The sequence below is a fragment of the Muribaculum sp. An289 genome (genome assembly GCF_002159555.1).
In the GTDB taxonomy this organism is placed as follows: Bacteria; Bacteroidota; Bacteroidia; order Bacteroidales; family UBA932; genus Merdivivens; species Merdivivens faecigallinarum.
The window spans coordinates 1-22,298 of sequence record NZ_NFIV01000017.1 but is presented as its reverse complement, the minus strand read 5'-3'; the positions used below and the strand labels follow the sequence as shown (position 1 = coordinate 22,298).

Here is a 22,298-nt window from a genome sequence, read left to right as displayed (position 1 = left end):
TTCAATTTGCTATGCCGAGGCGTGAACAGTATTTCTGGCCGTCAGGCCAAATATACGCAGAAGCCGAGAGCAGAGCAAATGAATTTATTCAATTTGCTATGCCGAGGCGCAACAGTATATGTGGCGAAGCCAAATAAAACGAATTTCCGTCAAGCTTTTACAAGCGGAAGTTCTACAATATCCAGGTCCTTCGCCAAAAAAGTTTCAGGAAAAATACTGCGGGCCTCTTTCAGGAAAGGTTCTGTAGACTTGTACCTTGAGGAATAATGGCCCAACAGCAATTTGCCGGCACCCGCCTCAAGGGCGCACTTCGCGGCATCCGCCGCCGTGGAATGGTTGGTGGCGACGGCCAGGTCGCCAAGTTCGGATGTATATGTGGATTCATGGAAAAGCAGGGTCACTCCCCTTACCCATTCCGCCAGCTCTGGGAACGGCGCCGTATCACTGCAATAGGCATATGAACGAGGGATATAGGGCTTATACGCATACCTTTCCAAAGTCAGGACATCTCCGTCCTCCCTTACGACCGGGCAGCCTCGCTTCAAGGCCCCGATTTCCGCCAAAGTAAGCGAATCCGTTCCTATAAGCTCTTTCCGGACATTGTACATCGGCTCCTTCTCCCTTACAAGGTATCCGTATGTCTCTATCCTGTGCCTTAACGGAAAGGCAAGTATTTCGATTGAACGGCTCTCGAATATGAGTTCCGGAGCCGAGACCCTGACAGGATGCATCTCTATCCCGAATTTCATCCCTTCCCCGAAATTAGAGACGGCGAATTTCACTATCGAAGCAAAGGAACGCGGCGCATATACGTGCAGGGGAGCCGTCCGGCCTAAAAGCCCCATAGTCGAAACCAGGCCGAAAAATCCGAATATGTGGTCTCCGTGTACGTGCGAAATAAACACGGATTCTATGCGCAAGGGGGATATGCCCATCTGCCTCATGCGCAGCTGGCAACCTTCTCCGCAATCAATCAATAGCAAGCGCCCCCGCACTGAAAGTACGTGGGCGCTCGGATATCTGTTCGGAACCGGGAGGGCCGAAGCCGTCCCCAGAATATTGATTCTGAATTCCATTCAAAGTGAAAGCCTATTCACCGCTTTCAAGTTTGCTCTTGAGTGCTGCAAGCTCGGATATGTCGCCGAGAGTGGTCTTTTCGATATTGGAATTTATCTTGTTGACCGTGCTCTTCATGCTGTTTTCTTCCTTTGCAGGCTTCTGCTCTGCTTCCTTAGGCTCCGGAGCAGTCTCGTAAGTCTTCACATGGGAAAGGACTATCCTCTTGTTCGCCTTGTTGAAATCTACAATCTTGAACGGAAGGGTCTCACCTACTGCCGGCATGGAACCGTCCTGCTTTGCAAGGCCTTTTGCCGGAACGAAGCCTTCGATTCCGTCAGGAAGGGTTACTGTAGCACCGCCCTTGTCCATCATGGAAGCGATAGGGGCCTCTATCGTAGAGCCTACTGAATATTTGCTTTCGAATGCATCCCAAGGATTTTCCTCAAGCTGCTTGTGACCGAGTGAAAGACGGTGGTTCTCCTGGTCTATGTCGAGTATTACGACATCGAGTTTCGCTCCGAGAGATGTGAACTCCGAAGGATGTTTGATCTTCTTTGTCCATGAAAGGTCGCTTATGTGCACGAGACCTTCAACGCCTTCTTCGAGTTCAACGAATACACCGAAATTGGTGAAGTTACGTACGGTAGCGGTATGTACCGAGCCGATAGGGTATTTCGTTGCAATCGAATCCCAAGGATTTTCCTTGAGCTGTTTCAGACCGAGGGACATCTTCTTCTCTTCCCTGTCGAGGGTAAGTATCTGAGCCTCCACTTCGTCTCCTACCTTAAGGAAGTCCTGTGCAATGCGGAGATGCTGCGACCATGACATTTCGGAAACGTGGATAAGTCCTTCAACACCAGGTTTGATTTCCACGAATGCGCCGTAATCCTGAATGAGGACTACCTTGCCCTTTACCTTGTCGCCGACCTTCAAGTCAGGATCGAGGGTATCCCATGGATGAGGTGTAAGCTGTTTCAGACCCAAAGCGATACGTTTCTTGGTATCATCGAAGTCAAGTATGACAACATTAATCTTCTGGTCAAGCTGCACGACTTCTTCCGGATGATTGATACGGCCCCATGAAAGGTCCGTGATATGGATAAGTCCGTCCACGCCGCCGAGGTCCACGAATACGCCGTATGAAGTGATGTTCTTGACAGTACCTTCGAGCACCTGGCCTTTTTCGAGCTTGCTGATGATTTCGGATTTCTGCGCTTCCAGCTCGGCCTCGATAAGTGCCTTGTGCGAAACGACGACATTCCTGAACTCCTGATTGATTTTGACAATCTTGAACTCCTCGGTTGTGTTGACGTATGCGTCATAATCCCTGATAGGCTTGACATCTATCTGTGAACCAGGGAGGAACGCTTCTATACCGAATACGTCCACAATCATACCGCCCTTGGTACGCGACTTGATGAAGCCGGTAACGATACGGTCGTTCTCGTATGCATCGTTGACCATATCCCATGAACGGAGAGAACGTGCCTTCTTGTGCGAAAGGATAAGCTGTCCCTTCTTGTCCTCTGCTGTCTCTACATATACCTCTACATGGTCTCCCACCTTGAGGTCAGGATTGTAACGGAACTCGGTCGAAGGGATGACACCTTCGCTCTTATAACCTATATTAACGATTACTTCCCTTTTGTTTATGGCGGTAACTACGCCTTCCACGACTTCGTTTTCTATGACTTTTGAAAGCGTTTTGTCGTAACTTTCTTCTATCGACTTGCGGTCTTCACCATAGCTTGCATCCTTTTCGAATGCGTCCCAGTCGAAATCTTCGGGATTGACCGAAGCATTTGAAATCTTCTTTTTCGGCTCTTCCGCCGCCGGTGCCGCCTGAACTTCTTCCTGCGGCTCAGTAATCACTTTTTTCTCTTCTTCCATTTTTTTACAAAAACAAACTAGAGGTTAAACATTATTTATAAACCTTCCCGTGGAAAGGAGGTGCAAAATTAGACAAATTATCCGAAATAACAAATGATTACATCATTTTCCTCTTCTTGAAAACGACAATCGCGAATGCGACTACCAGCATCATCACCCCGACAAGGATGAGAAAGTCCCAGTCGGTCCCGGTTATCGGCAGATGTACGTTCATTCCGTAAATGCTCGCGACAAGGGTCGGAGGCATCAGAAGCAGGGACACCTGGGTGAACACCTTCATAATCCTGTTCTGTTCCAGGTTGATAAGTCCCAAAAGGGTATTCTGCAAATATTCGAGCCTTTCGAAACTGAAATTGGTATGGTTGATAAGGGAGGCTATGTCCTTGATGAGCACGCTCAGTTTCTCATGGATTTCAGGAGGGTACTTGTCGCTTTTCAGCACGCTCGATATTACGCGCTGCTTGTCGACTATGTTTTCGCGTACCATCATCGTATTTTCCTGCAACTGATTGATATCCAAAAGGAACTCTTCCGACACATGCTCGCCGAGGGATATATGCTTGCTGTATTGGGCTATCTCCTTGGACATGAGCTCAATCATATCCGCATCAAGGTCGATACGGTTTTCCAATATGGCTACGAAAATATGATATCCCGAAGGGTACATCCTCGGCAATGCCATCATCCTGCGCTGTATGTCGGTAAAACTCCTCAGCGAAACTTCGCGGAGGGTCGCGAGGACTCCGTCCGTAAGAATGAAGGAAACGGCTTCCATGGCATACTCGTCAGGGCCCGGTATCAGGAAGTTGGTGTTGGCATATATGGCCGTCTCAGTCTCCGAATATCTTGAAGAACTCTCGATTTCCTCGGCCATCGCACGGCTCTGGATGGTCGTTCCGAGGAACTTTTCCGCACAACGGGTCTCTTCCTCGTCAGGTGCAAACAAATCAATCCAGATAACCGCCTCGACAGGGAGATTATCCAGATCCTCTATCTTCGGGGTCGACAAGATATGCCCCTCGGATTTATAGAATATTTGCATCATGGCGCAAATATATATGTTTTTTTCGTAAAATCGGCTTATTTCGAACAGGTTCTAAGCCAATATCGTGTGCTCGACAAGTATTTTCGCCCCTATTATCACCAAAACCGCACCTCCCGCCACCTGCGCCATGTCGCCGAAACGTTTGCCCAGCCACCTTCCTGAAAAGACCCCGGCAAGGGAGGAAAGCAGGGTCGCCGTGAAAATCATGGCAAAACAGCCATAGAGTTTCACAGGAGGAAGCGATACCACGGCAATAGCGATTCCTACCGCAAGCGCGTCAATGCTCGTAGCCACGGCCGACATCACTAAGGTCTTGGACGAAAGCAGGTTGACGGTACACTCCGTCTCCTCCCCCGATTTGGCCTTGCGGATATTGCCGATGCCTTCGACCGCCATTTTCACACCTATATATAATAACAGTATGAAGGCTATCCAATGGTCCACGGATGTGATTATTTTATGAAGCGAGGCCCCTCCTATCCAGCCGATGAAAGTAAGGCCGGCCTGAAAGACGGCAAAGACGAGGGCTATGAAGAAAATCCTCGGCAAGGAGGCCTTGCGGATGGACTGGCTGCCGCTCATGGAAACGGCAAAGGTATCAACACACAGGCTGAGGGCAAGGAGCAACAGTTCCAACCAGCTCATAGCGTTCGGTTTACGGATTGAATTCCCTTCTGTCGGCTATGGACCGGCCCAAGGTAACCTCATCGGTATATTCCAAATCGTCACCGAAACCGACCCCTCTCGCTATTGCGGTAATCTTCACCCCTGTTCCGGAGAGCTGCCTATAAATGTAAAACGCCGTGGTTTCACCTTCAACGCCGGTACTCAGAGCCAGAACCACTTCACTCACGTTCCCGGCCCGAACCCTTTCCACAAGGGGGCCGACGGCTATGTCCGACGGGCCGATGCCGTCCATTGGAGAGATTATGCCTCCCAAAACATGGTAGACCCCGTGGTACTGCCCCGTCGCCTCTATGCTGAGCACGTCCCTCAGCGACTCGACTACGCAGACTACGGACCTGTCACGCCGGGAATCCGAGCATATCGGGCAAACATCATCGTCCGAAATCATGCCGCACACGGAACAATATTTTGCGTTTTCCCTGAGACCAGCCAGCGAAGCCGCCAGATGGCGCACATTTTCGACAGGCTGCCTCAACAGGAAGAGGGCAATCCTCAATGCGCTCCGTTTTCCTATGCCGGGAAGCATGCCTATCTGCTCCACCGCATCTTCAAGCAGCCGCGACGGATATCTGTCCTTAAACATTGCCTATACCGTATTTTTGAGAGTGATACTTTACCAGACCTTCCATAGGGGAAATCCTCACCATATCGACAGTAGCACCATGCGCGGCGGCCACCTCCCCGATCTTATCCGAAAAATAATATGCCACCGAGCCAGTCATCCTTACAGGGAAACATCTCAGACAGCCGTACTGCATGAGATTACGGGTAAAAAACAGTTCGAAGCCTTCCTTCAGCAGGTTGTCCACATACGGATGCTCCTTGAACTTGCGTGCAAACGGGGCGAAAGAAGCCAAAAATCCGTTAGGTGCGCCGGAAGAATACACGGCATCCACGATTCCGGCATAATCGAGGGGGCATACCGAAGAAAACTCTTCCCGTATATCCTCGGGCATGAGCGACTTTATGTAATCGGACAGAAGCATGCGGCCGATCCAGGCCCCGCTGCCCTCGTCTCCCAATATGAAACCTCCGCTCGGTACGGAAAGCACGGGCCGGCCTCCACGGCAGAATGCACTGTTAGCGCCGGTCCCGATTATGGCGGCTATGCCCTCGCCGTCCCCGAAAAGGGCCCTTGCCGCCCCGGTCATGTCGGACTCTATCTCGCATTCGGCTCCGGGAAAAATTTCACCGAGACACTCCTTTACTGAAGCCTTGGCATTTTCCGAAACCGTTCCCGCACCATAATAATACACATGCGCATCTTCATCCGCACCGACAGCGCCTCTTAACAGCGAAAGCCTCTCAAGGACCGAATCCCTGTCCTGCAAAGCCGGATTTATGCCCGGAAGGGACACGGATACGTTTTCCGCACTGCCGCGAATAATCCTCCAGTCGCTTTTCGTAGAACCGCAATCCGCTATGACAAGCGTACTCACATTTCCTCCAACTCTATTTTATACAGATACTTCCAATATTTTCCCGTAACATATACGGAACCGTCCCGACCGTCAAAGGCAATACCGTTGAAAACATCGTCCCTTGATGAACGTTCGTTTTTCCCGTAAAGGCCGCTGCAATCTACGACACCTTCCACATTACCGGAATCGGGGTCTATTATCAGGATATTTTCAGTCATATAGACATTCGCCCATATTTTCCCGTCGATATATTCAAGTTCGTTCAGATAATTTACCGGCTTGCCGTTCAGAAAGACCTGCACCTTCCTTTCGATTGAAAAATCCGAAGGGTCGATAAAATAGATATAGGAGGAGCCTTCGGAAGCGATGAGACTGGTCCCGTCCGTCGTAAGTCCCCAGCCGTCATGAGGATAGAAAAACTGTCCCAGGTATTTCAAGCCGTCCAGTTCGTATACGAAGCACAGCCTGTTGGTCCAGGTAAGGATGTACAGCCTTCCGTCCAATACGACAGAGCCTTCTACAAAATAACCGGCATCGAAGTCAAGCCTCTGCAAAGCCCGGCCGGTCTCCATATCCACTTCCCTGAACGTCGACTCTCCGTACTGGCCGGTACTCTCGTACAGCCTGCCGTCGTGGAAAAACAGCCCCTGCGTATATGATGAAATGTCATGGGGATATCTGGCAACCATCTTCGCCCTGTAATACACGACAGGCTCCGCCGCACGGGCGGAAACCGAAGCTGCCGACAGAAGCAGCATCACCGACAGGAATATTTTAAATGCCGGCCTCATACGTCAGTCTTTCCTTTTGGCGGAAGCGTGTTCGAGTGCGGCCCCGACGAAAGACACGAAAACAGGCTGAGGGTTCTCCGGAGTGCTCTTCAGTTCAGGATGGAACTGTACCCCGATGAAGAAAGGATGGGAAGGCAGCTCGACTATCTCCACAAGTCCGGTTTCCGGATTCTTTCCGGAAGCGACAAGCCCGGCCTTTTCCAGTTCGTCCAGATAATAGTTGTTCAGTTCGTATCTGTGCCTGTGCCTTTCCGAAATGATTTCCTTTCCGTAAATCCTGTAAGCCAGGGTTCCCGGCTTGATACGGCATTCGTATGCCCCGAGCCGCATCGTACCGCCCTTTATGGTGGTGCTCTTCTGTTCTTCCATCAAATCTATCACCGGATGGGAAGTCGAAGGGACGACTTCGGTGGTCATCGCATCCGCATAACCGAGGACATCGCGGGCGAATTCGACTACGCACATCTGCATTCCGAGGCAGATGCCGAAAAACGGAACATTGTGCTCGCGGGCATATTTTATCGCAAGAATCTTGCCCTCGATGCCGCGCTCGCCGAAACCAGGAGCCACGAGGATTCCATCCATACCCGAAAGTTTTTCCTCTACATTGTCACTGTTGATATATTCGCTGTGGATGCTGTGTACGTTCACCTTGCATTCGTTTGCGGCGCCTGCGTGGATGAACGATTCGAGAATGGACTTGTATGCATCCTGGAGCTCGACATATTTTCCCACAAGGGCCACGTCCACCGTACTCTTCGGATTGAAAAGCCTGTCGAGGAATTCGTTCCATTTCGTAAGGTCCGGCTCCGGCATGTCCTTCATCCCGAAATGTTCGAGGACTATCCTGTCCAGCCCCTCTTCCTGCATCTTCAGCGGAACCATGTATACCGACGGGGCGTCTATCGACTCTATGACATGCCCCGGCTTGACATTGCAGAACAAAGCGACCTTGCGCCTGACATCGGCCGGGAGCTTGTGCTCGGTACGGCATACTATGATATCGGGATTCACCCCGTCCTGCTGCAACATCCTTACGGAATGCTGCGTAGGTTTCGTCTTCAGCTCCTTCGCCGCATCGAGATAAGGGACGAGGGTGAGGTGTACCACTACGCAGTCTTCGTCCGGAAGTTCCCACTGGAGCTGACGCACCGCCTCGATGAAAGGATGGGATTCCATGTCGCCGACGGTACCGCCTATCTCGGTGATTACCACATCGTAATTGCCCGACTTGCCGAGAAGGAGCATCCTGCGCTTGATTTCGTCTATGATATGAGGGACTATCTGTACCGTCTTGCCGAGGTACGCCCCCTCCCTTTCACGGTCTATGACCGTACGGTAAATCTTTCCCGTAGTAACATTGTTCGCCTTGGATGTATACACATTGAGGAAACGCTCGTAATGCCCCAGGTCGAGGTCCGTTTCGGCTCCGTCCTCGGTCACATAGCATTCGCCGTGCTCATATGGGTTCAGAGTACCGGGGTCTATGTTGATGTACGGGTCGAATTTTTGTATCGTAACCCTCAAGCCCCTTGCTTTCAGAAGTTTGGCCAATGAAGCGGAAATAATTCCCTTCCCCAGTGAAGAAGTCACACCTCCGGTGACAAAAACATATTTTGTATTCATATCTACGAAAAAACGTTACACAGGGGTACAAAGATACCTAATAATTCCGAATTAAAATAAATTAAAATGCTATCTTTGCATGTTAATTTGTTTTTAACTGCCATGACCACGTATAGAATAGTACTGATTTCCATGATTGTAATCGCCGTGATAGTGTTCTTCGCACTGTTTCACGTCAAGGCAGGTTACGGATATCTTTCCAACGGGAAATGGGGTCCGAAAATCAACAACCGCCTCGGATGGATACTGATGGAATCCCCGGTATTCCTGCTCATGCTTTACATGTTCCTGAATTCGCCGCGCTCCGAATTCGCAAGCGAGAACATCGTATTCTATGCAATGAGCGCACCGTTTTTCATCCATTACTTCCAGAGGTCGTTCATCTTCCCGCTCCTTATAAAGGGACATGGGAAAATGCCGTTGACAATCATATTGATGGGAGTGATTTTCAATACTATAAACGCTTACATGCAGGGAGAATGGCTATACTATCTGTCTCCGGCCGACAGGTATACCAACGAGTGGCTGTCCGACCCGAGGTTCCTCATCGGAATGCTCATATTCATTGCCGGATTCTACATAAACCTCCAGTCCGACTATATCATAAGGAATCTCCGGAAGCCCGGAGACACGAAACACTATATCCCTAAAGGCGGTATGTTCAAATACGTATGCTCGGCCAATTATTTCGGGGAACTGACCGAATGGGTAGGTTTTGCAATCCTGACCTGGTCCGTTCCGGGAGCCGTCTTCGCACTCTGGACATTCGCGAACCTCGCACCGAGGGCCAAGGCTCTGGATGAAAGGTACGCCCAGGAATTCGGAAGCGAATATACCGATCTTAAGAGGAAATACATTTTACCCAATATCTGGTAACATTTCATTATAAAATGGAACAGGACAAACTTTTCACGCCATACAGAATCGGGCCGCTCGAAATCAGGAACAGAACCATACGCTCGGCCGCATTCGAAGGGATGGCAGAACACAATTCGCCTTCAAAGACACTTTACGATTACCATACCTCCGTCGCGAGGGGCGGCATAGGCATGACTACCGTAGCATACGCCGCCGTATGCCGTAGCGGCCTGTCCTTCGAGAGACAGCTCTGGATGAGGGAGGAAATAGTCCCGGCCCTGCGCGAACTCACTGACGGAATCCATGCCGAAGGGGCAAAGGCATCCATCCAGCTGGGACACTGCGGAAACATGTCGCACAGGAAGATTTGCGGGTGCAGGCCTCTCGGTGCAAGCAGCGGTTTCAACCTCTACTCCCCTACATTCGTACACGGAATGACAAGGAAAGAGATAGACGAAGTCGTGGAGGCCTACGGACATGCCGTCGAGCTTGCCATACAGGCAGGTTTCGATGCCGTCGAAATACATGCAGGCCACGGCTACCTGATATCCCAGTTCCTCTCGCCTTACACGAACAAAAGGAAGGATGAATTCGGAGGCTCGCTGGAAAACAGGATGAGGTTCATGAAAATGGTAATGGAAAAGGTTGTCGCTGCCGGAAAGGGCAAGGTGGCCATCTTCGTGAAAATGAATACGAGGGACGGCTTCAAGGGCGGAATGGAAATAGACGACTGCATAACCGTAGCCAAAGAGCTCCAAAAATGCGGTGCGGATGCGCTCGTACTTTCAGGAGGCTTCGTAAGCCGCGCGCCTATGTACGTGATGAGGGGCGAATTCCCTGTCATGCCGATAATACATTACATGCCGTGGAGACAGTGGTGGCTGAAACTCGGAGTGCTGCTCGGAGGAAGGTTAGTTTCACCTACGGTAACATACAGGAGGCTGTTCTTCCTCGAAGACGCAAAAAAATTCAGGGAGGCCCTGCCGGACATGCCATTGGTCTATGTCGGCGGTGTAAACAGCAGGAAGGATGCCGACGAAGTAATGGAAGCGGGATTCGAAATGCTCCAGATGGGCCGTGCCGTCCTTTGCGACCCCGGCTTCGTGAACAAGATGAAAGAAGACAGGGAGGCATGCAGCGGATGCGAGCACTCCAACTTCTGTATAGGAAGGATGTATTCACTGGAAATGTGCTGCGAGAAAGTCTGCGCCGACATCACGCCGGCACTGAAACGGAGCGTGGCAAGGACAAAGAAAAGAAACGCAAGGCGTGAAGCCGGGCTTTGACCGGACACACCGGCATCTAACATATAAAAACTTAAGGCGGGACGATCTATCGCTGCCGGGCGCTGAAACCCGGCAGAGGAAAGTCCGGACAGGACAGGGCACCGCACTGTGGAAAGCACAGGTAGACGGAAGTTTACGTGCAACGTAGAAGAAAACAACCGCCGGCAGGCCCTTTGGGAGCCTGCGGTAAGGGTGAGAACACGGAGGTAAGATTCCGTGATTCCGTATGGCGACATCCGGAATGTACGTACTGCGGCCTGCAATGCCAAATATACTGACACCAAGGGCTGCCCGTCCTTGTCAGGGGGTAGGCAGCATAGATAAATGATAGATTTAAAAACAGAATCCGGCTTACGGCCCCGCCTTTTTTTAACAGTTTTTTTAATCCTAACCCATACCGAAAACGGCATTCCTACTCGTAAAGGAACCGTTTGATGCTCTTCTTAGGAGTCTTCTCGAATTCCGTAGCCATGACCTCGGCTTTCGAAAGCTTGCTGTAGGAAGGCAGCGATTTGTTCACCTCGGCCAGCAGGGCATCCATGGCGGCGGACACCAATGTTTCGGTATCCGGCCTTGCATCTGCCGGGGATTTCTGTCCATGCTCCGAAGCATCCTCCACGATTGCATCGGTATTAGGATATATCAATGCGACGAGACGTCCCTGTCTCGATACGACAATCGATTCGACTACATACCTGTGGCTGTTCAGCTTGTCCTCTATCTCCTCGGGGTAAATATTCTGCCCGTTCGGCCCGAGGACCATGTTCTTGCAACGTCCCTTTATGAAAATGTTGCCTTCGGCATCCATTATTCCCATATCGCCCGTATGCAACCAGCCGTCAGCGGTAAAGGCAGCCGCCGTAGCATCCTTGTTTTTATAATATCCCGACATCACATTGTCTCCGCGGGTCTGGATTTCACCCACCACTTCGGTCGCATCAGGAGAATCTATCCTCACTTCCATGCGGTCCACCGGCTTGCCGCAGGAACGGAACGCAAAGCGCGAATAGTGCTCATAGCTTATAAGAGGCGCGCATTCGGTCATGCCGTAGCCGACACAATAAGGCAGGCCGACTTTTTTCATCATTTCCTCTACAGCCTCGTTCAGAGGGGCACCGCCGATGATGATATACTTGACATTGCCTCCGAAGGTAGACATCAGTTTGTCATAAATCTTCCGGTAGATTACAGATGAAACAACTGGTATTTTCAAGGCGCCTTTCATCAAAGGTTTGTTTACGGCCGGGAAGACCGAAGAATAAAAAATCTTCTCTATAATCAGCGGAACGGCTATTATCATGAAAGGCCTGACTTCCGACAAAGCATCGAGCAGGATTCTCGGAGTCGGGGCCTTCCCGAGGAAATGCAGTTCATAACCTGCACATACGGGGAACAGGAATTCCACCGCCATTCCGTACATGTGGGCCATCGGGAGCATGGAAAGGGCCTTGTCCCCCTCTTTCCCGAAAATATTTTCCTTTATGAAAACCACATTGGAACTGATGGCCCTGTAAGAGAGCATCACACCTTTCGGCGCACTGGTAGTCCCTGAAGTATAATTGATTATGGCAGTCGCATCCAAATCCTCCGACTGATAGCGGACATCGTCAGGGCTTATTCCACCCGGATAATCCCGGTCAAAGGCGGCCGAGGCGTCTTCGACATGTTTCGAAACGGCAGCGCTGTCGACAGCATGAAGCAGACTGAAGTCTTTAAGGCTGAACACAGCCTCCGCCTTTGTCCCTACGATACCGACCTTTTTCCACAGGTCTTCGTCAATAAACAGTATCCGGCTTTCGGAATGGTCCGTCAGCTGCGCTATGCTTTCGGGATGGAAGTCATTCAGCAGAGGTACGGCAACAGCGCCGTAAGCATTTGCCGATATGAAGGCGACAGCCCAGTTTGCACCGTTCTTGCCGCATACGGCTATCTTGTCGCCCTTGGCAATGCCAACTTCCCTGTAAATGTAATGGAGACGGGCTATCTGCCCGGCCATCTGTCCATAAGTATAGGAGATTCCGCCACGGTCGCAGAGAGCGCCGCAGTCCCACTTCCCCTTTATGGTATTTTCTATGAGTTTCAGATAATTTTCCATAACGGATTACATTCTTTATTAAAAAGAAAAATCATTAAAAAAGCGAAATGAGCACAAAGGCCCAGTGCGCGAACACTCCCGCAACGAGTCCGCCGACAGTGTGCGAGAGAATCGCCTTGGAAGTCAAGTTCCTGTATCCCAAGGAATCGAGCATCGCGGTATGCGTGCTGAGATAACCGCTCCAGCACATGCCCATCGCAGTAAACACGGCTATCGCATTGCCATCGAGAAGTCCTGCTTCCTGGAACTTCGGAACAAGTCCCATCGCAGCTCCGACGGCACCGAGGGCCGTCATCGGAAAGGCCACGAGCTCAGGGCTCTTGAAGCCGAAAAGCCAGTCGAAGACAAAATTGATTTTATCGGCGAGATATGGCAGGAACGCCACTCCCTGATAAGCTTCTCCGGTGTATCCTCCTTCACCCGGGCCGAAAGTAAGCATCATGACCGCCGTTGAAATGACGAGCACACCGGGAATTATGGCAAGGCCGAGTTCCACACCGGTCTTTCCGCCATCGAGTATGGCATTCAACGCCCTGAGGAATATTCCGCCCTCGGATTTGAAGGAAATTTTCTGGCTGTCACCGTCCATATTCGAAACGGGGGCGTCCAGTTCAGGATGTTTTTTCAACACAAGCCTCTGCATCATCCTTGTGGAAACCACGCTTCCGACCACAGCTCCGAAAAGGCCCACCATTGCCGGCGCCGCATATCCGCGGCCAATCATGAAGACTATAAGCACCAGTCCCATTCCGAACGCCGTTCCGAAATTGGTAAGGGAGACGAGCTGGTATTTCTTGAAATAACTGCTGAAATTCTTATCCTTTGCAAGCCCGATTATTGCCGGGTTGTCGGAAAGGAAGGTAATGACCGCTCCGAGAGCGGCTACTCCCGGAAGATTGTAAAGCGGTTTCATCAGAGGCCTGAGGATGTTCTCAAGGAGTCTGACGACCCCGAATTCCACCAAAAGTTTGCCCAAAGCGCCCGACAGCACGGTGATTCCCATCAGGTAGAACACCGTCTCCAGCAGAAGGGAGTACGATGTGTTCATTATCGTGTTCAGCATGTTTGGAACCCCCATGACAGAGCCGATGCCACCGAAAATTCCGAGGAACAGAAGGAGGAAAATCAATGCCTCGATACTACGCTTGGTAGTGAATTTCATGTTTTTAAACAGATTCAGTTTCATGATTTGTCAGATTGAAAAACTTTTATCCGCCAACGGACACCTATATTAAATGTATTCGGTACGGGTTTGCTGTTGTCCGAATACCAGAAAGCATGCACGCGCAAATCCTTTTTGTCCTTAATCGGGAAGAACTCCACTCCGGCCCCGTATATGAAATACTTCGAACCGGGGACTACCATCGGATCGTATGGGTCTTCCGTATCGGCTGCCTGGCCGAGATTCCGGTCATAGCCTCCCTTGAGGAATATATTGAATTTTTTGGATATGGTGCAGGTAACCATGCAGGTAAGGGAAAAATCCGAGAAAAATCCACGCTGGCTCCCTCCTACCGCATATCTGTTGGTATAATCCAGATCTATTGTCACCGGATTCCAGGTAAAACGGTTTCCGAGCGCTATGTAATTGAGAAAATGTCCGCGCTCCCTCTCGACCATGTTTACGGAGTAGAGGGTCTTGAACCACCCCATGTTTCCTGACCAGAGAAGGTTATATGCGAACTTGCCGTCATAGGCGCCTGTGCTGAACGGCGAATTTGTGACCTGGGCCTTCAGGCTGTGGTTGCCCTTGTTGTCCATATATGTCAGCGAAAGCCCGAGCTGGTAGCACGTCACGTTGTTACAGTACATCGAATAAAAATACACATCGATAGGGTTCATGTCATACTCGAAACCTCCGATTGCGATTACGTCCTTTCCTGCCGTAAACGTAAAGTTCTTATGGAATCTGTATTTCAGATAAAGCCAGTCCGTAGCATTGAAGAACGAAGTCGGATTCAGGTCTTTCGTAAAAAGCCTCTGCCTGTATCCGTATGTCAGGTTTTCCGTGATTGAACCGTCCACCACGAGGGTTATGAATTTTCCGGCAAAACCGAGTTCGGTACTTTTCTCCGGGGTTCCGGAATAAGCCGTTACCTGCCCGTCGAGTCTCGTATCGAGGGCTATGTTAATCCTGAAATCAGTCTTTTTGTTTTCCTTATCCTCACTGCCGGCAGCGGTTGAAGCCGGGGTTGGGGTTGGGGTTGCATCTTGCACAGCGGTTGAAGCTGGGGTTGACTCTCGCGCAGCGGTTAAAGCTGAAACCTCCTCCCGAGTAGCGGCAAAAACCGGGATTGCGGACAAAACGGAAACCAAAACAAGGACAAAATTCCTCCACATAAATTCTCTTTTCTCAAAACAAAGTGCAAAGATAGAAAACTTTTTAGAAGCGCTATGCTTTTCCCATGCATATTGTAAAAGAAACGCTCAAGGCCTTTAAAAAGCCTGTATTTCCCATCACTTATGAAAACACTTCCCCTCATTTAAGAAAATATCCGCAAACCCGGGAACAGCCCGACTCAACATTCGCGCCCACAAATAACGGACCAGCGGATAATTCCGGTCGGAATCTTCCGTGGCTTCATTTCTCGCCCGTGGCCCGAACAAAATCAACTTTTTCTACCCCATAGCCAGCCATTATTCTTGTAAAGTGTTGATAATAAGCGATTTATAAAAATCACATCTGCGCTTGGGTCCTTTCTGAGGCACCCAAAGACAGCTTACATTTTTGTAAGTTATTGATTATCAATCATTACAAAAGGGACCAGATGGCTATGGGGTGGAAAATGACACGACAAATTCCTATTTTTTCCTCCTCATTCCGCTTCCATCCCACTTCCTGCCATTCTTTGGGCAGAGATGTTGTTTCTCGGGTCACCGGAAACCTATCAAAAATCCTTGTTCCCAGCGAAGTCCACGTGGATGCCGCTCTGAACAAGGATAATTCACTATACTTTCATAAAATATTACAAATTAATAAATTACATAGATGTAACCAAAATTGACCTGTTCCCGGTTTTACAAAAATTATCCGCTGATCCCAAAGATACGAACTTTTCAGAGTACGCACTAAAACATCAACAAAAGAAAGGGATGCCCTATGACACCCCTTTAAATGTTTTCACAACGGAATAATCCTTATTGTGAATCGCTTCAAATTATACTCAAAAATATAATGTTTTTATCAAACAACAAAATGTTTTAAGTTTTTTTCATAATTTTGAGACATAAACAAATTTCGCTTATTATGAAAAAAATTCTCGGATTGGATTTAGGAACAAATTCCATAGGTTGGGCTATAATTAATCAAGAAACCATTAATGATAAAGACATAGTAAATGGTATTGAATGCACAGGAAGCAGAATCATTCCAATGGATGCCGCTACCATGGGAAATTATGACAAAGGCAATCCACAATCACAAACAGCAGAAAGAACAAAATTCAGAAGCACCAGAAAACTTATTGAAAGGAGCCACATAAGAAGAGAGAGACTAAATCGAGTCCTCATGACAATGGGATGGCTTCCCGAACACTACTCTGATAGCCTCGACAGATACGGAAAACTGTCAAAAGGGACAGAACCGAAGATAGCATGGAAGAAAAACGGGAATGGCGATTATGAATTCATTTTTAAAGATTCATTCAATGAAATGCTTGCTGATATCAAAACCGCGCACCCGGATATGGCAAAAAAGGGCATGAAAGTGCCATACGACTGGACAATCTATTATCTACGCAAAAAGGCTTTGACACAACCAGTCACAAATCAGGAACTCGCATGGATTCTTCATAGTTTCAATCAAAAACGAGGTTATTATCAACGCGGAGAGGAAGAAGAGCAACAGCCAAACAAAAAGACCGAATATTTATCACTGAAAGTCAAAGAAATCCGTGAAACCAGAGAAGTCAAAGGCAGCGACAAATGGTTTGAACTCATATTGGAGAACGGCTTGGTGTATAAAAGGACATTCAAGGAAAAGCCCGACTGGACAGGAAAGACACTTGAACTCATTGTCACTACAGATTTGGATAAAAACGGAAATCCAGTAATAAAGGAGGACGGGGAACCAAAACGCTCAATACGCGCTCCGAAAGAAGACGATTGGACTTTGGTAAAAGAAAGGACACAATCCGATATCCTCAAGTCAGGTAAAACCGTAGGATGCTATATTTATGACACTCTCATTTACAAGCCCGACATCAAAATACGAGGGAAATTGGTCAGGACAATAGAACGGGAGTTTTATCGCGATGAATTGGAAAAGATTCTGACAAGACAGAAGGAATTCAATCCGGATTTACGGAACAAGGAGCTTTACAACGAATGTATCGGAGTATTGTATCCAAACAATGACACGCACAGGAGAGAAATAGCGAATAGGGATTTTACATACCTGTTCATAAATGACATCATATTTTACCAAAGGCCGCTTAAGAGCAAAAAATCACTTATCAGCGACTGTCCTTATGAAGAAAGAATTTATATTAATAAAACAACGAGGGAAAAACTGTCATCTCCAATAAAGTGCATTCCAAAGTCACACCCCGCATACCAGGAATTCCGACTGTGGCAATTCCTTTCATATCTGAAAATATACGAAAAAGAACGCACCGAATTCGGGAAAACACAGACCGACATTGATATTACGGACATTTTGCTGCCTGACAATGAAAGCTATGCGGCTCTTTTCAAGAAATTGAATGATGAGGCAGAAATAAAACAGGACAAAATACTGAAATATTTTCCGCAACTTAAGAAAAACATTAAAAATTTCCGGTGGAACTACCCCGAAGACAAAACATATCCCGGCAACACGACAAGGGCTGAGATGTTAAAACGGCTTAAAAAAGCCAATCTCGACTCTGATTTTCTTACAACTGAACAAGAAACCGCACTCTGGCACATACTTTATTCAGTAAATGACAAGGTCGAACTGGGCAAAGCCTTACATACATTTGCGAACAAACACGGAATAGAAGAAGAACCGTTCCTCAAAGAATTTGTAAAATTTCCGCCTTTCAAAAGCGATTACGGCGCATACTCCTTCAAAGCGACGAATAAATTGTTGTCGCTGATGCGAAGAGGGTGCTACTGGGACGAAGAAAACATAGACTGCAACACAAAAGAACGAATAGAAAAAATCATTTCGGGCGAGTACGACCCTGAAATCAATGACTGTGTTAGGGAAAAAACAATAAATCTGAACGGCATATCCGACTTTCAGGGGCTTCCGACATGGCTCGCATGCTACGTGATATATGGCAGGCATTCGGAAATCAAAGATATTACAAAATGGGAAAAACCATCGGATATCGACAATTATCTTAAACATTTCAAACAACATTCGCTAAGAAATCCTATCGTCGAACAAGTTGTCCTTGAAACATTGCGTACCGTCAGGGATATCTGGGAACAAGTCGGCCGGATCGACGAGATACATATCGAGCTCGGCCGAGAAATGAAGAACTCTGCAAGTGAACGGAAGCGCATATCCGAACAAATAAGCAAAAACGAAATCACCAATCTCAGAATCAAGGCGATGCTCACAGAGTTCCTTAATCCGGAATTCGAAATCGACAATGTGCGCCCGTACTCACCGACACAGCAGGAGATACTGAAAATATATGAAGACGGAGTATTGAACAGCGGCATTGAACTCGATGAAGAAGTCAAAAAATTCCTGAAGTCATTCGACAAAGCCGAGAACAGGCCTACCCGAGCCGAATTTTTGAAGTACAAATTATGGCTCGATCAAAAATACATTTCCCCATATACGGGGCAACCTATACCCCTGTCGAAATTGTTCACATCCGAATATGAAATAGAACACATAATACCACAATCAAGATTTTTCGATGATTCGTTAAGCAACAAAGTAATCTGTGAAGCTAAAGTGAATTCAGAAAAAGGAGCCCGTTTAGGGCATGAATTCATTAAAGGCTGCCATGAACAAATAATCGATCTCGGCTTCGGAAAAACAGTCAAAATACTTTCCATTGAAGCATACGAAGAGCATGTACGGAAGAACTACGGACACAATAAGGCAAAGCAAAAGAAGCTGATGCTTGATGAAATACCTGACACTTTCATTGAAAGACAGTTGAATGACAGCAGATACATCAGCAAACTTGTCAAGACACTGCTTTCAAACATAGTAAGGGAGAATGATGAAGCAGAAGCGATTTCAAAAAATGTAATTACTTGCACCGGGCAGGTTACAGACAGACTTAAACATGACTGGGGAGTAAATGATGTGTGGAACGGAATAATCCTTCCACGATTCCAGAGAATGGAAGAATTGCCGCTAGGCAAGAAATTCACAGCAACCAACACGAACGGGAAACTCATTCCTTACATGCCCCTTGAATATCAGAAAGGATTCAGTTCCAAACGCATCGACCACAGACATCACGCCATGGATGCCATCGTGATAGCATGCGCAAACAGGAACATAGTGAATTATCTCAACAACGAATCGGCAAGAAGTGATGCCAAGATTAGCAGATACGACCTGCGCAATCTGCTTTGTGACAAGAAGAAACAAGACAGCACCGGAAATTATGCCTGGATAATTAAAATCCCATGGAACACTTTCATCCCAGATATGCGGAAAGCCCTGGAAGGCATAATCGTAAGTTTCAAACAGAATCTCCGAGTCATCAACAAATCATCCAACCATATAACCAAATATGTCGACGGACAAAAGAAGCGTGTACCGCAGTCAAAAGGAGACAATTGGTCAATACGCAAATCCCTGCACAAAGACACAGTTTTCGGCTTAGTAAATCTAAGGGAGAAAAAAACGGTTTCCTTGTCCGAAGCCTTAAAGAAGCCGGACAGAATAGTAGATAAAGCATTAAAACATAAAATCAAGGAGTTCAAGACCGCAGGAAAGACTGATAAGGACATCAAGAACTTTCTCAAAAACGGGCCGGATAAAGTTGAAATTTATTATTTTTCAGAAGAGAAAAACTTTGGTAAGGAAAACTCCAGACACTATTATGCCACACGGAATACTATTTTGAGTCTTGGAATGGATAAATTATCATGCGAAAAAGCGAAAGATACGATAAACAGCATAACCGATTCGGGAATAAGGAAGATTCTCACCAATCATCTGGAAGCAAACGGAAACGACCCGTCTAAAGCATTTTCCGCAGACGGTATAGATGAAATGAACAAAAACATCATTCTACTCAACGGAGGGAAAAACCATAAGCCGATTTATTCGGTACGCAAGTATGAAGAAGCCAATAAATTCGCCGTCGGTGAAATCGGGTGCAAATCCCAAAAATTCGTTGAAGCCGACAAAGGCGGCAATCTGTATTTCGCTGTTTATAAGAAAGATGACAACTCCCGCTCATTCCGCACCATACCGCTTAATGAAGTGATTGACAGACTTAAAAATAAAATGAGTCCTGTCCCGGGAACTGACGAAATGGGCAACAGGCTGATATTCTGGCTCTCTCCGAACGATCTCGTTTATCTGCCGACAGCCGATGAAGTAGAAAACGGCAGAGTTACGCTTCCATTGGATAAGGACAGGATTTATAAGATGGTATCATCCTCCGGCACACAATGCTGTTTTATTTTACATTCCGTTGCAAAGACTATTGTTGAAAAACAAGAATTCACAAGACATAATAAATCTGAACGGGCAATTACAGGAGAGATGATAAAAGAGACCTGCATACCGCTCAAGACTGACAGACTGGGCAACATCATCGATTTTGACGGAAGAATATTATGATAAAGCGCACCATATATTTTGGCAATCCGGCTCATCTGTCAATGAGATTAAGCCAATTAGTCGTCAAGATGCCTGAAAGCGGCGATGTCTTCAGGACAATTCCCATTGAGGACATAGGGATTGTCATTCTCGACAATAAACAGATAACAATGACGCAAGGCGTGCTTGAAGCTTTGATTGACAACAATTGCGCTGTTATTTCATGCGGCTCAAACCATATGCCCATAGGTCTAATGCTTCCGTTATACGGCAATACGATACAGAACGAACGATTCAGGCAACAAATCGATGTGTCTATGCCGCTGAAGAAACAACTCTGGCAGCAAACCATCCAGATTAAAATATCTAACCAAGCGGCAGCATTAAGATTAACTACCGGAGAAGAACACGGCAATATGAAAATTTGGGCTAAAAGCGTACGAAGCGGAGATCCAGACAATCTTGAAGCGCGTGCAGCCGCATATTATTGGAAAAACTTTTTCCCGGAAAACCCAAGATTCATTCGCGGCAGGAATGAAGACGATCCAAACGGACTTTTCAATTACGGCTACGCCGTATTACGGGCCATCATCGCGCGTGCACTCGTAGGAAGCGGACTACTACCGACTTTGGGCATTCATCACCACAACAGATACAATGCTTATTGCCTTGCTGACGACATCATGGAACCCTACCGCCCATACATTGACCTCATAGTACACAGCATCGTTAAGAAATACGGCAGCGGAGAACTGACTGACGAAGCGAAAAAAGACATGCTTTCGATTCCGACTACAGAAGTGGTTGTCAATGGAAAAAGAAGCCCTTTAATGATTGCCGCATCAATTACTTCTGCATCTTTGGCCAAATGTTTCAATGGCGAGGTAAGGAAAATAGCCTATCCTGAAATAACATAACTGAAAAATGATGAACGACAGATTCAGCGAATACAGGATTATGTGGGTACTTGTATTTTTTGATCTTCCTACAGACACCAAAAAGGAAAGAAAAGCAGCAGCCGATTTTAGGAAGAGACTGCTTACGGACGGATTCATCATGTTCCAATTTTCAATTTACATGAGACACTGCCCGAGTTCCGAAAATGCCGCAGTACATATTAAGCGCGTAAAATCGTTCCTGCCATCATTAGGAAAAGTCGGTATACTGACCATTACAGATAAACAATTCGGAGATATGGAGCTTTTCTCCGAGCAAAAAGAAGAAAAACCTCCAGTAGGTTATGTCCAACTCGAGCTATTTTAAAATAAAATTCATTCAAAATCAATAAAAAATCCGATAGTACTATCGGATTTTTTATTATCGAAAACAGCCCACTAAATCATTAACACATAAAACATTACACACAGTCTACTGTTTTCAACGAAACAAAATTAACAAATTTGAAAGCGATTCACAACCACTCGAAGGTTACTTTCATTTTATAGTTAACTGTTTTCAACGAAACAAAATTAACAAATTTGAAAGCGATTCACAACGTGTTGATTCTGAAGAAGATGTTGCTTATCGACTGTTTTCAACGAAACAAAATTAACAAATTTGAAAGCGATTCACAACTTACTAGGCATGATATAAAAAATTTAAAAACTGTTTTCAACGAAACAAAATTAACAAATTTGAAAGCGATTCACAACAGACAGCTATCAATAAAGAAAAGGCCGAACACTGTTTTCAACGAAACAAAATTAACAAATTTGAAAGCGATTCACAACTAATTGTTTGTTAATACAAAGATAAAAACTACTGTTTTCAACGAAACAAAATTAACAAATTTGAAAGCGATTCACAAC

At 47.2% G+C, this 22,298-nt stretch carries 16 protein-coding genes, 1 other RNA gene and 1 CRISPR repeat array; of the genes, 6 read left to right on the top strand and 11 right to left on the bottom strand.

Annotated features, from left to right (window positions below; genetic code table 11):
• Positions 1-149 precede the first annotated feature (149 nt).
• The 8 genes from B5F83_RS09950 to B5F83_RS09915 form a co-directional block, all read right to left on the bottom strand.
• Entirely contained in the window at positions 150-1,076 is a 927-nt protein-coding gene (locus tag B5F83_RS09950) for a ribonuclease Z (RefSeq protein WP_087276228.1), read from the bottom strand.
• Positions 1,077-1,089: 13 nt separating this feature from the next.
• A complete protein-coding gene (gene rpsA / locus B5F83_RS09945) occupies positions 1,090-2,949 on the bottom strand; it encodes a 30S ribosomal protein S1 (protein WP_087276232.1) in 1,860 nt (619 codons plus the stop codon).
• Positions 2,950-3,046: 97 nt separating this feature from the next.
• Positions 3,047-3,994 (bottom strand): CorA family divalent cation transporter, encoded by a 948-nt coding sequence (locus tag B5F83_RS09940; protein ID WP_087276235.1) that lies wholly within the window; start codon positions 3,992-3,994, stop codon positions 3,047-3,049.
• A 51-nt stretch (positions 3,995-4,045) separates the two neighbouring features.
• Entirely contained in the window at positions 4,046-4,639 is a 594-nt protein-coding gene (locus B5F83_RS09935; RefSeq protein WP_087276238.1) for a manganese efflux pump MntP family protein, read from the bottom strand.
• Positions 4,640-4,649: 10 nt separating this feature from the next.
• On the bottom strand, positions 4,650-5,264 hold the full coding sequence (gene recR / locus B5F83_RS09930; RefSeq protein WP_087276241.1) for a recombination mediator RecR: 615 nt from the start codon (positions 5,262-5,264) through the stop codon (positions 4,650-4,652).
• Positions 5,257-6,120: a hypothetical protein gene (locus B5F83_RS09925; RefSeq protein WP_087276244.1), complete on the bottom strand. Its 864-nt coding sequence runs from the start codon at positions 6,118-6,120 to the stop codon at positions 5,257-5,259. The genes recR and B5F83_RS09925 overlap by 8 nt, the downstream gene beginning before the upstream one ends.
• On the bottom strand, positions 6,117-6,893 hold the full coding sequence (locus tag B5F83_RS09920; protein ID WP_087276247.1) for a glutaminyl-peptide cyclotransferase: 777 nt from the start codon (positions 6,891-6,893) through the stop codon (positions 6,117-6,119). The genes B5F83_RS09925 and B5F83_RS09920 overlap by 4 nt, the downstream gene beginning before the upstream one ends.
• 3 nt (positions 6,894-6,896) lie before the next feature.
• The gene (locus B5F83_RS09915) at positions 6,897-8,519 is read right to left on the bottom strand and encodes a CTP synthase (protein ID WP_087276250.1); all 1,623 of its coding nucleotides are present in this window, start codon (positions 8,517-8,519) and stop codon (positions 6,897-6,899) included.
• A 102-nt stretch (positions 8,520-8,621) separates the two neighbouring features.
• On the opposite strand from B5F83_RS09915, the gene B5F83_RS09910 reads away from it, so the two are divergent.
• The 3 genes from B5F83_RS09910 to rnpB all read left to right on the top strand — a co-directional run bounded on the left by B5F83_RS09910 (position 8,622) and on the right by rnpB (position 11,033).
• Positions 8,622-9,395 (top strand): DUF1295 domain-containing protein, encoded by a 774-nt coding sequence (locus tag B5F83_RS09910; protein ID WP_087276253.1) that lies wholly within the window; start codon positions 8,622-8,624, stop codon positions 9,393-9,395.
• A 14-nt stretch (positions 9,396-9,409) separates the two neighbouring features.
• Complete coding sequence (locus B5F83_RS09905; RefSeq protein WP_087276256.1) at positions 9,410-10,663, top strand: NADH:flavin oxidoreductase; 1,254 nt, start codon at positions 9,410-9,412, stop codon at positions 10,661-10,663.
• 33 nt (positions 10,664-10,696) lie between these two features.
• Positions 10,697-11,033: RNase P RNA component class A (rnpB, locus tag B5F83_RS09900), an RNA gene on the top strand.
• A gap of 42 nt (positions 11,034-11,075) precedes the next feature.
• Here rnpB and B5F83_RS09895 read toward each other — a convergent pair.
• Genes B5F83_RS09895 through B5F83_RS09885 form a run of 3 tightly spaced genes read right to left on the bottom strand, consistent with a single transcriptional unit; the run spans position 11,076 to position 14,975 of the window.
• The gene (locus tag B5F83_RS09895) at positions 11,076-12,758 is read right to left on the bottom strand and encodes an AMP-binding protein (protein ID WP_087276261.1); all 1,683 of its coding nucleotides are present in this window, start codon (positions 12,756-12,758) and stop codon (positions 11,076-11,078) included.
• Between the two features lie 34 nt (positions 12,759-12,792).
• Positions 12,793-13,944 (bottom strand): nucleoside recognition domain-containing protein, encoded by a 1,152-nt coding sequence (locus B5F83_RS09890; RefSeq protein ID WP_087276264.1) that lies wholly within the window; start codon positions 13,942-13,944, stop codon positions 12,793-12,795.
• Positions 13,941-14,975: a porin gene (locus B5F83_RS09885; RefSeq protein WP_158094213.1), complete on the bottom strand. Its 1,035-nt coding sequence runs from the start codon at positions 14,973-14,975 to the stop codon at positions 13,941-13,943. The genes B5F83_RS09890 and B5F83_RS09885 overlap by 4 nt, the downstream gene beginning before the upstream one ends.
• Positions 14,976-16,005: 1,030 nt before the next feature.
• Between B5F83_RS09885 and cas9 the strand changes: the two genes are divergently transcribed.
• Genes cas9 through cas2 form a run of 3 tightly spaced genes read left to right on the top strand, consistent with a single transcriptional unit; the run spans position 16,006 to position 21,753 of the window.
• A complete protein-coding gene (gene cas9 / locus B5F83_RS09880) occupies positions 16,006-20,511 on the top strand; it encodes a type II CRISPR RNA-guided endonuclease Cas9 (RefSeq protein WP_087276270.1) in 4,506 nt (1,501 codons plus the stop codon).
• Positions 20,508-21,407, top strand: coding sequence for a type II CRISPR-associated endonuclease Cas1 (gene cas1, locus B5F83_RS09875; protein WP_087276273.1), 900 nt, complete (start codon positions 20,508-20,510; stop codon positions 21,405-21,407). The genes cas9 and cas1 overlap by 4 nt, the downstream gene beginning before the upstream one ends.
• Positions 21,408-21,417: 10 nt before the next feature.
• Positions 21,418-21,753, top strand: a complete 336-nt coding sequence (gene cas2 / locus B5F83_RS09870) for a CRISPR-associated endonuclease Cas2 (RefSeq protein ID WP_204207389.1) — start codon at positions 21,418-21,420, stop codon at positions 21,751-21,753.
• A gap of 107 nt (positions 21,754-21,860) precedes the next feature.
• Positions 21,861-22,298: a CRISPR direct-repeat array (repeat unit 48 nt; unit sequence ACTGTTTTCAACGAAACAAAATTAACAAATTTGAAAGCGATTCACAAC).

Coding starts and splice junctions, on each gene's coding strand:
- B5F83_RS09950 (WP_087276228.1), bottom strand. CDS start 1,076: ATGGAATTCAGAATCAATATTCTGGGGACGGCTTCGGCCCTCCCGGTT.
- rpsA (WP_087276232.1), bottom strand. CDS start 2,949: ATGGAAGAAGAGAAAAAAGTGATTACTGAGCCGCAGGAAGAAGTTCAG.
- B5F83_RS09940 (WP_087276235.1), bottom strand. CDS start 3,994: ATGATGCAAATATTCTATAAATCCGAGGGGCATATCTTGTCGACCCCG.
- B5F83_RS09935 (WP_087276238.1), bottom strand. CDS start 4,639: ATGAGCTGGTTGGAACTGTTGCTCCTTGCCCTCAGCCTGTGTGTTGAT.
- recR (WP_087276241.1), bottom strand. CDS start 5,264: ATGTTTAAGGACAGATATCCGTCGCGGCTGCTTGAAGATGCGGTGGAG.
- B5F83_RS09920 (WP_087276247.1), bottom strand. CDS start 6,893: ATGAGGCCGGCATTTAAAATATTCCTGTCGGTGATGCTGCTTCTGTCG.
- B5F83_RS09915 (WP_087276250.1), bottom strand. CDS start 8,519: ATGAATACAAAATATGTTTTTGTCACCGGAGGTGTGACTTCTTCACTG.
- B5F83_RS09910 (WP_087276253.1), top strand. CDS start 8,622: ATGACCACGTATAGAATAGTACTGATTTCCATGATTGTAATCGCCGTG.
- B5F83_RS09905 (WP_087276256.1), top strand. CDS start 9,410: ATGGAACAGGACAAACTTTTCACGCCATACAGAATCGGGCCGCTCGAA.
- B5F83_RS09895 (WP_087276261.1), bottom strand. CDS start 12,758: ATGGAAAATTATCTGAAACTCATAGAAAATACCATAAAGGGGAAGTGG.
- B5F83_RS09890 (WP_087276264.1), bottom strand. CDS start 13,944: ATGAAACTGAATCTGTTTAAAAACATGAAATTCACTACCAAGCGTAGT.
- cas9 (WP_087276270.1), top strand. CDS start 16,006: ATGAAAAAAATTCTCGGATTGGATTTAGGAACAAATTCCATAGGTTGG.
- cas1 (WP_087276273.1), top strand. CDS start 20,508: ATGATAAAGCGCACCATATATTTTGGCAATCCGGCTCATCTGTCAATG.
- cas2 (WP_204207389.1), top strand. CDS start 21,418: ATGAACGACAGATTCAGCGAATACAGGATTATGTGGGTACTTGTATTT.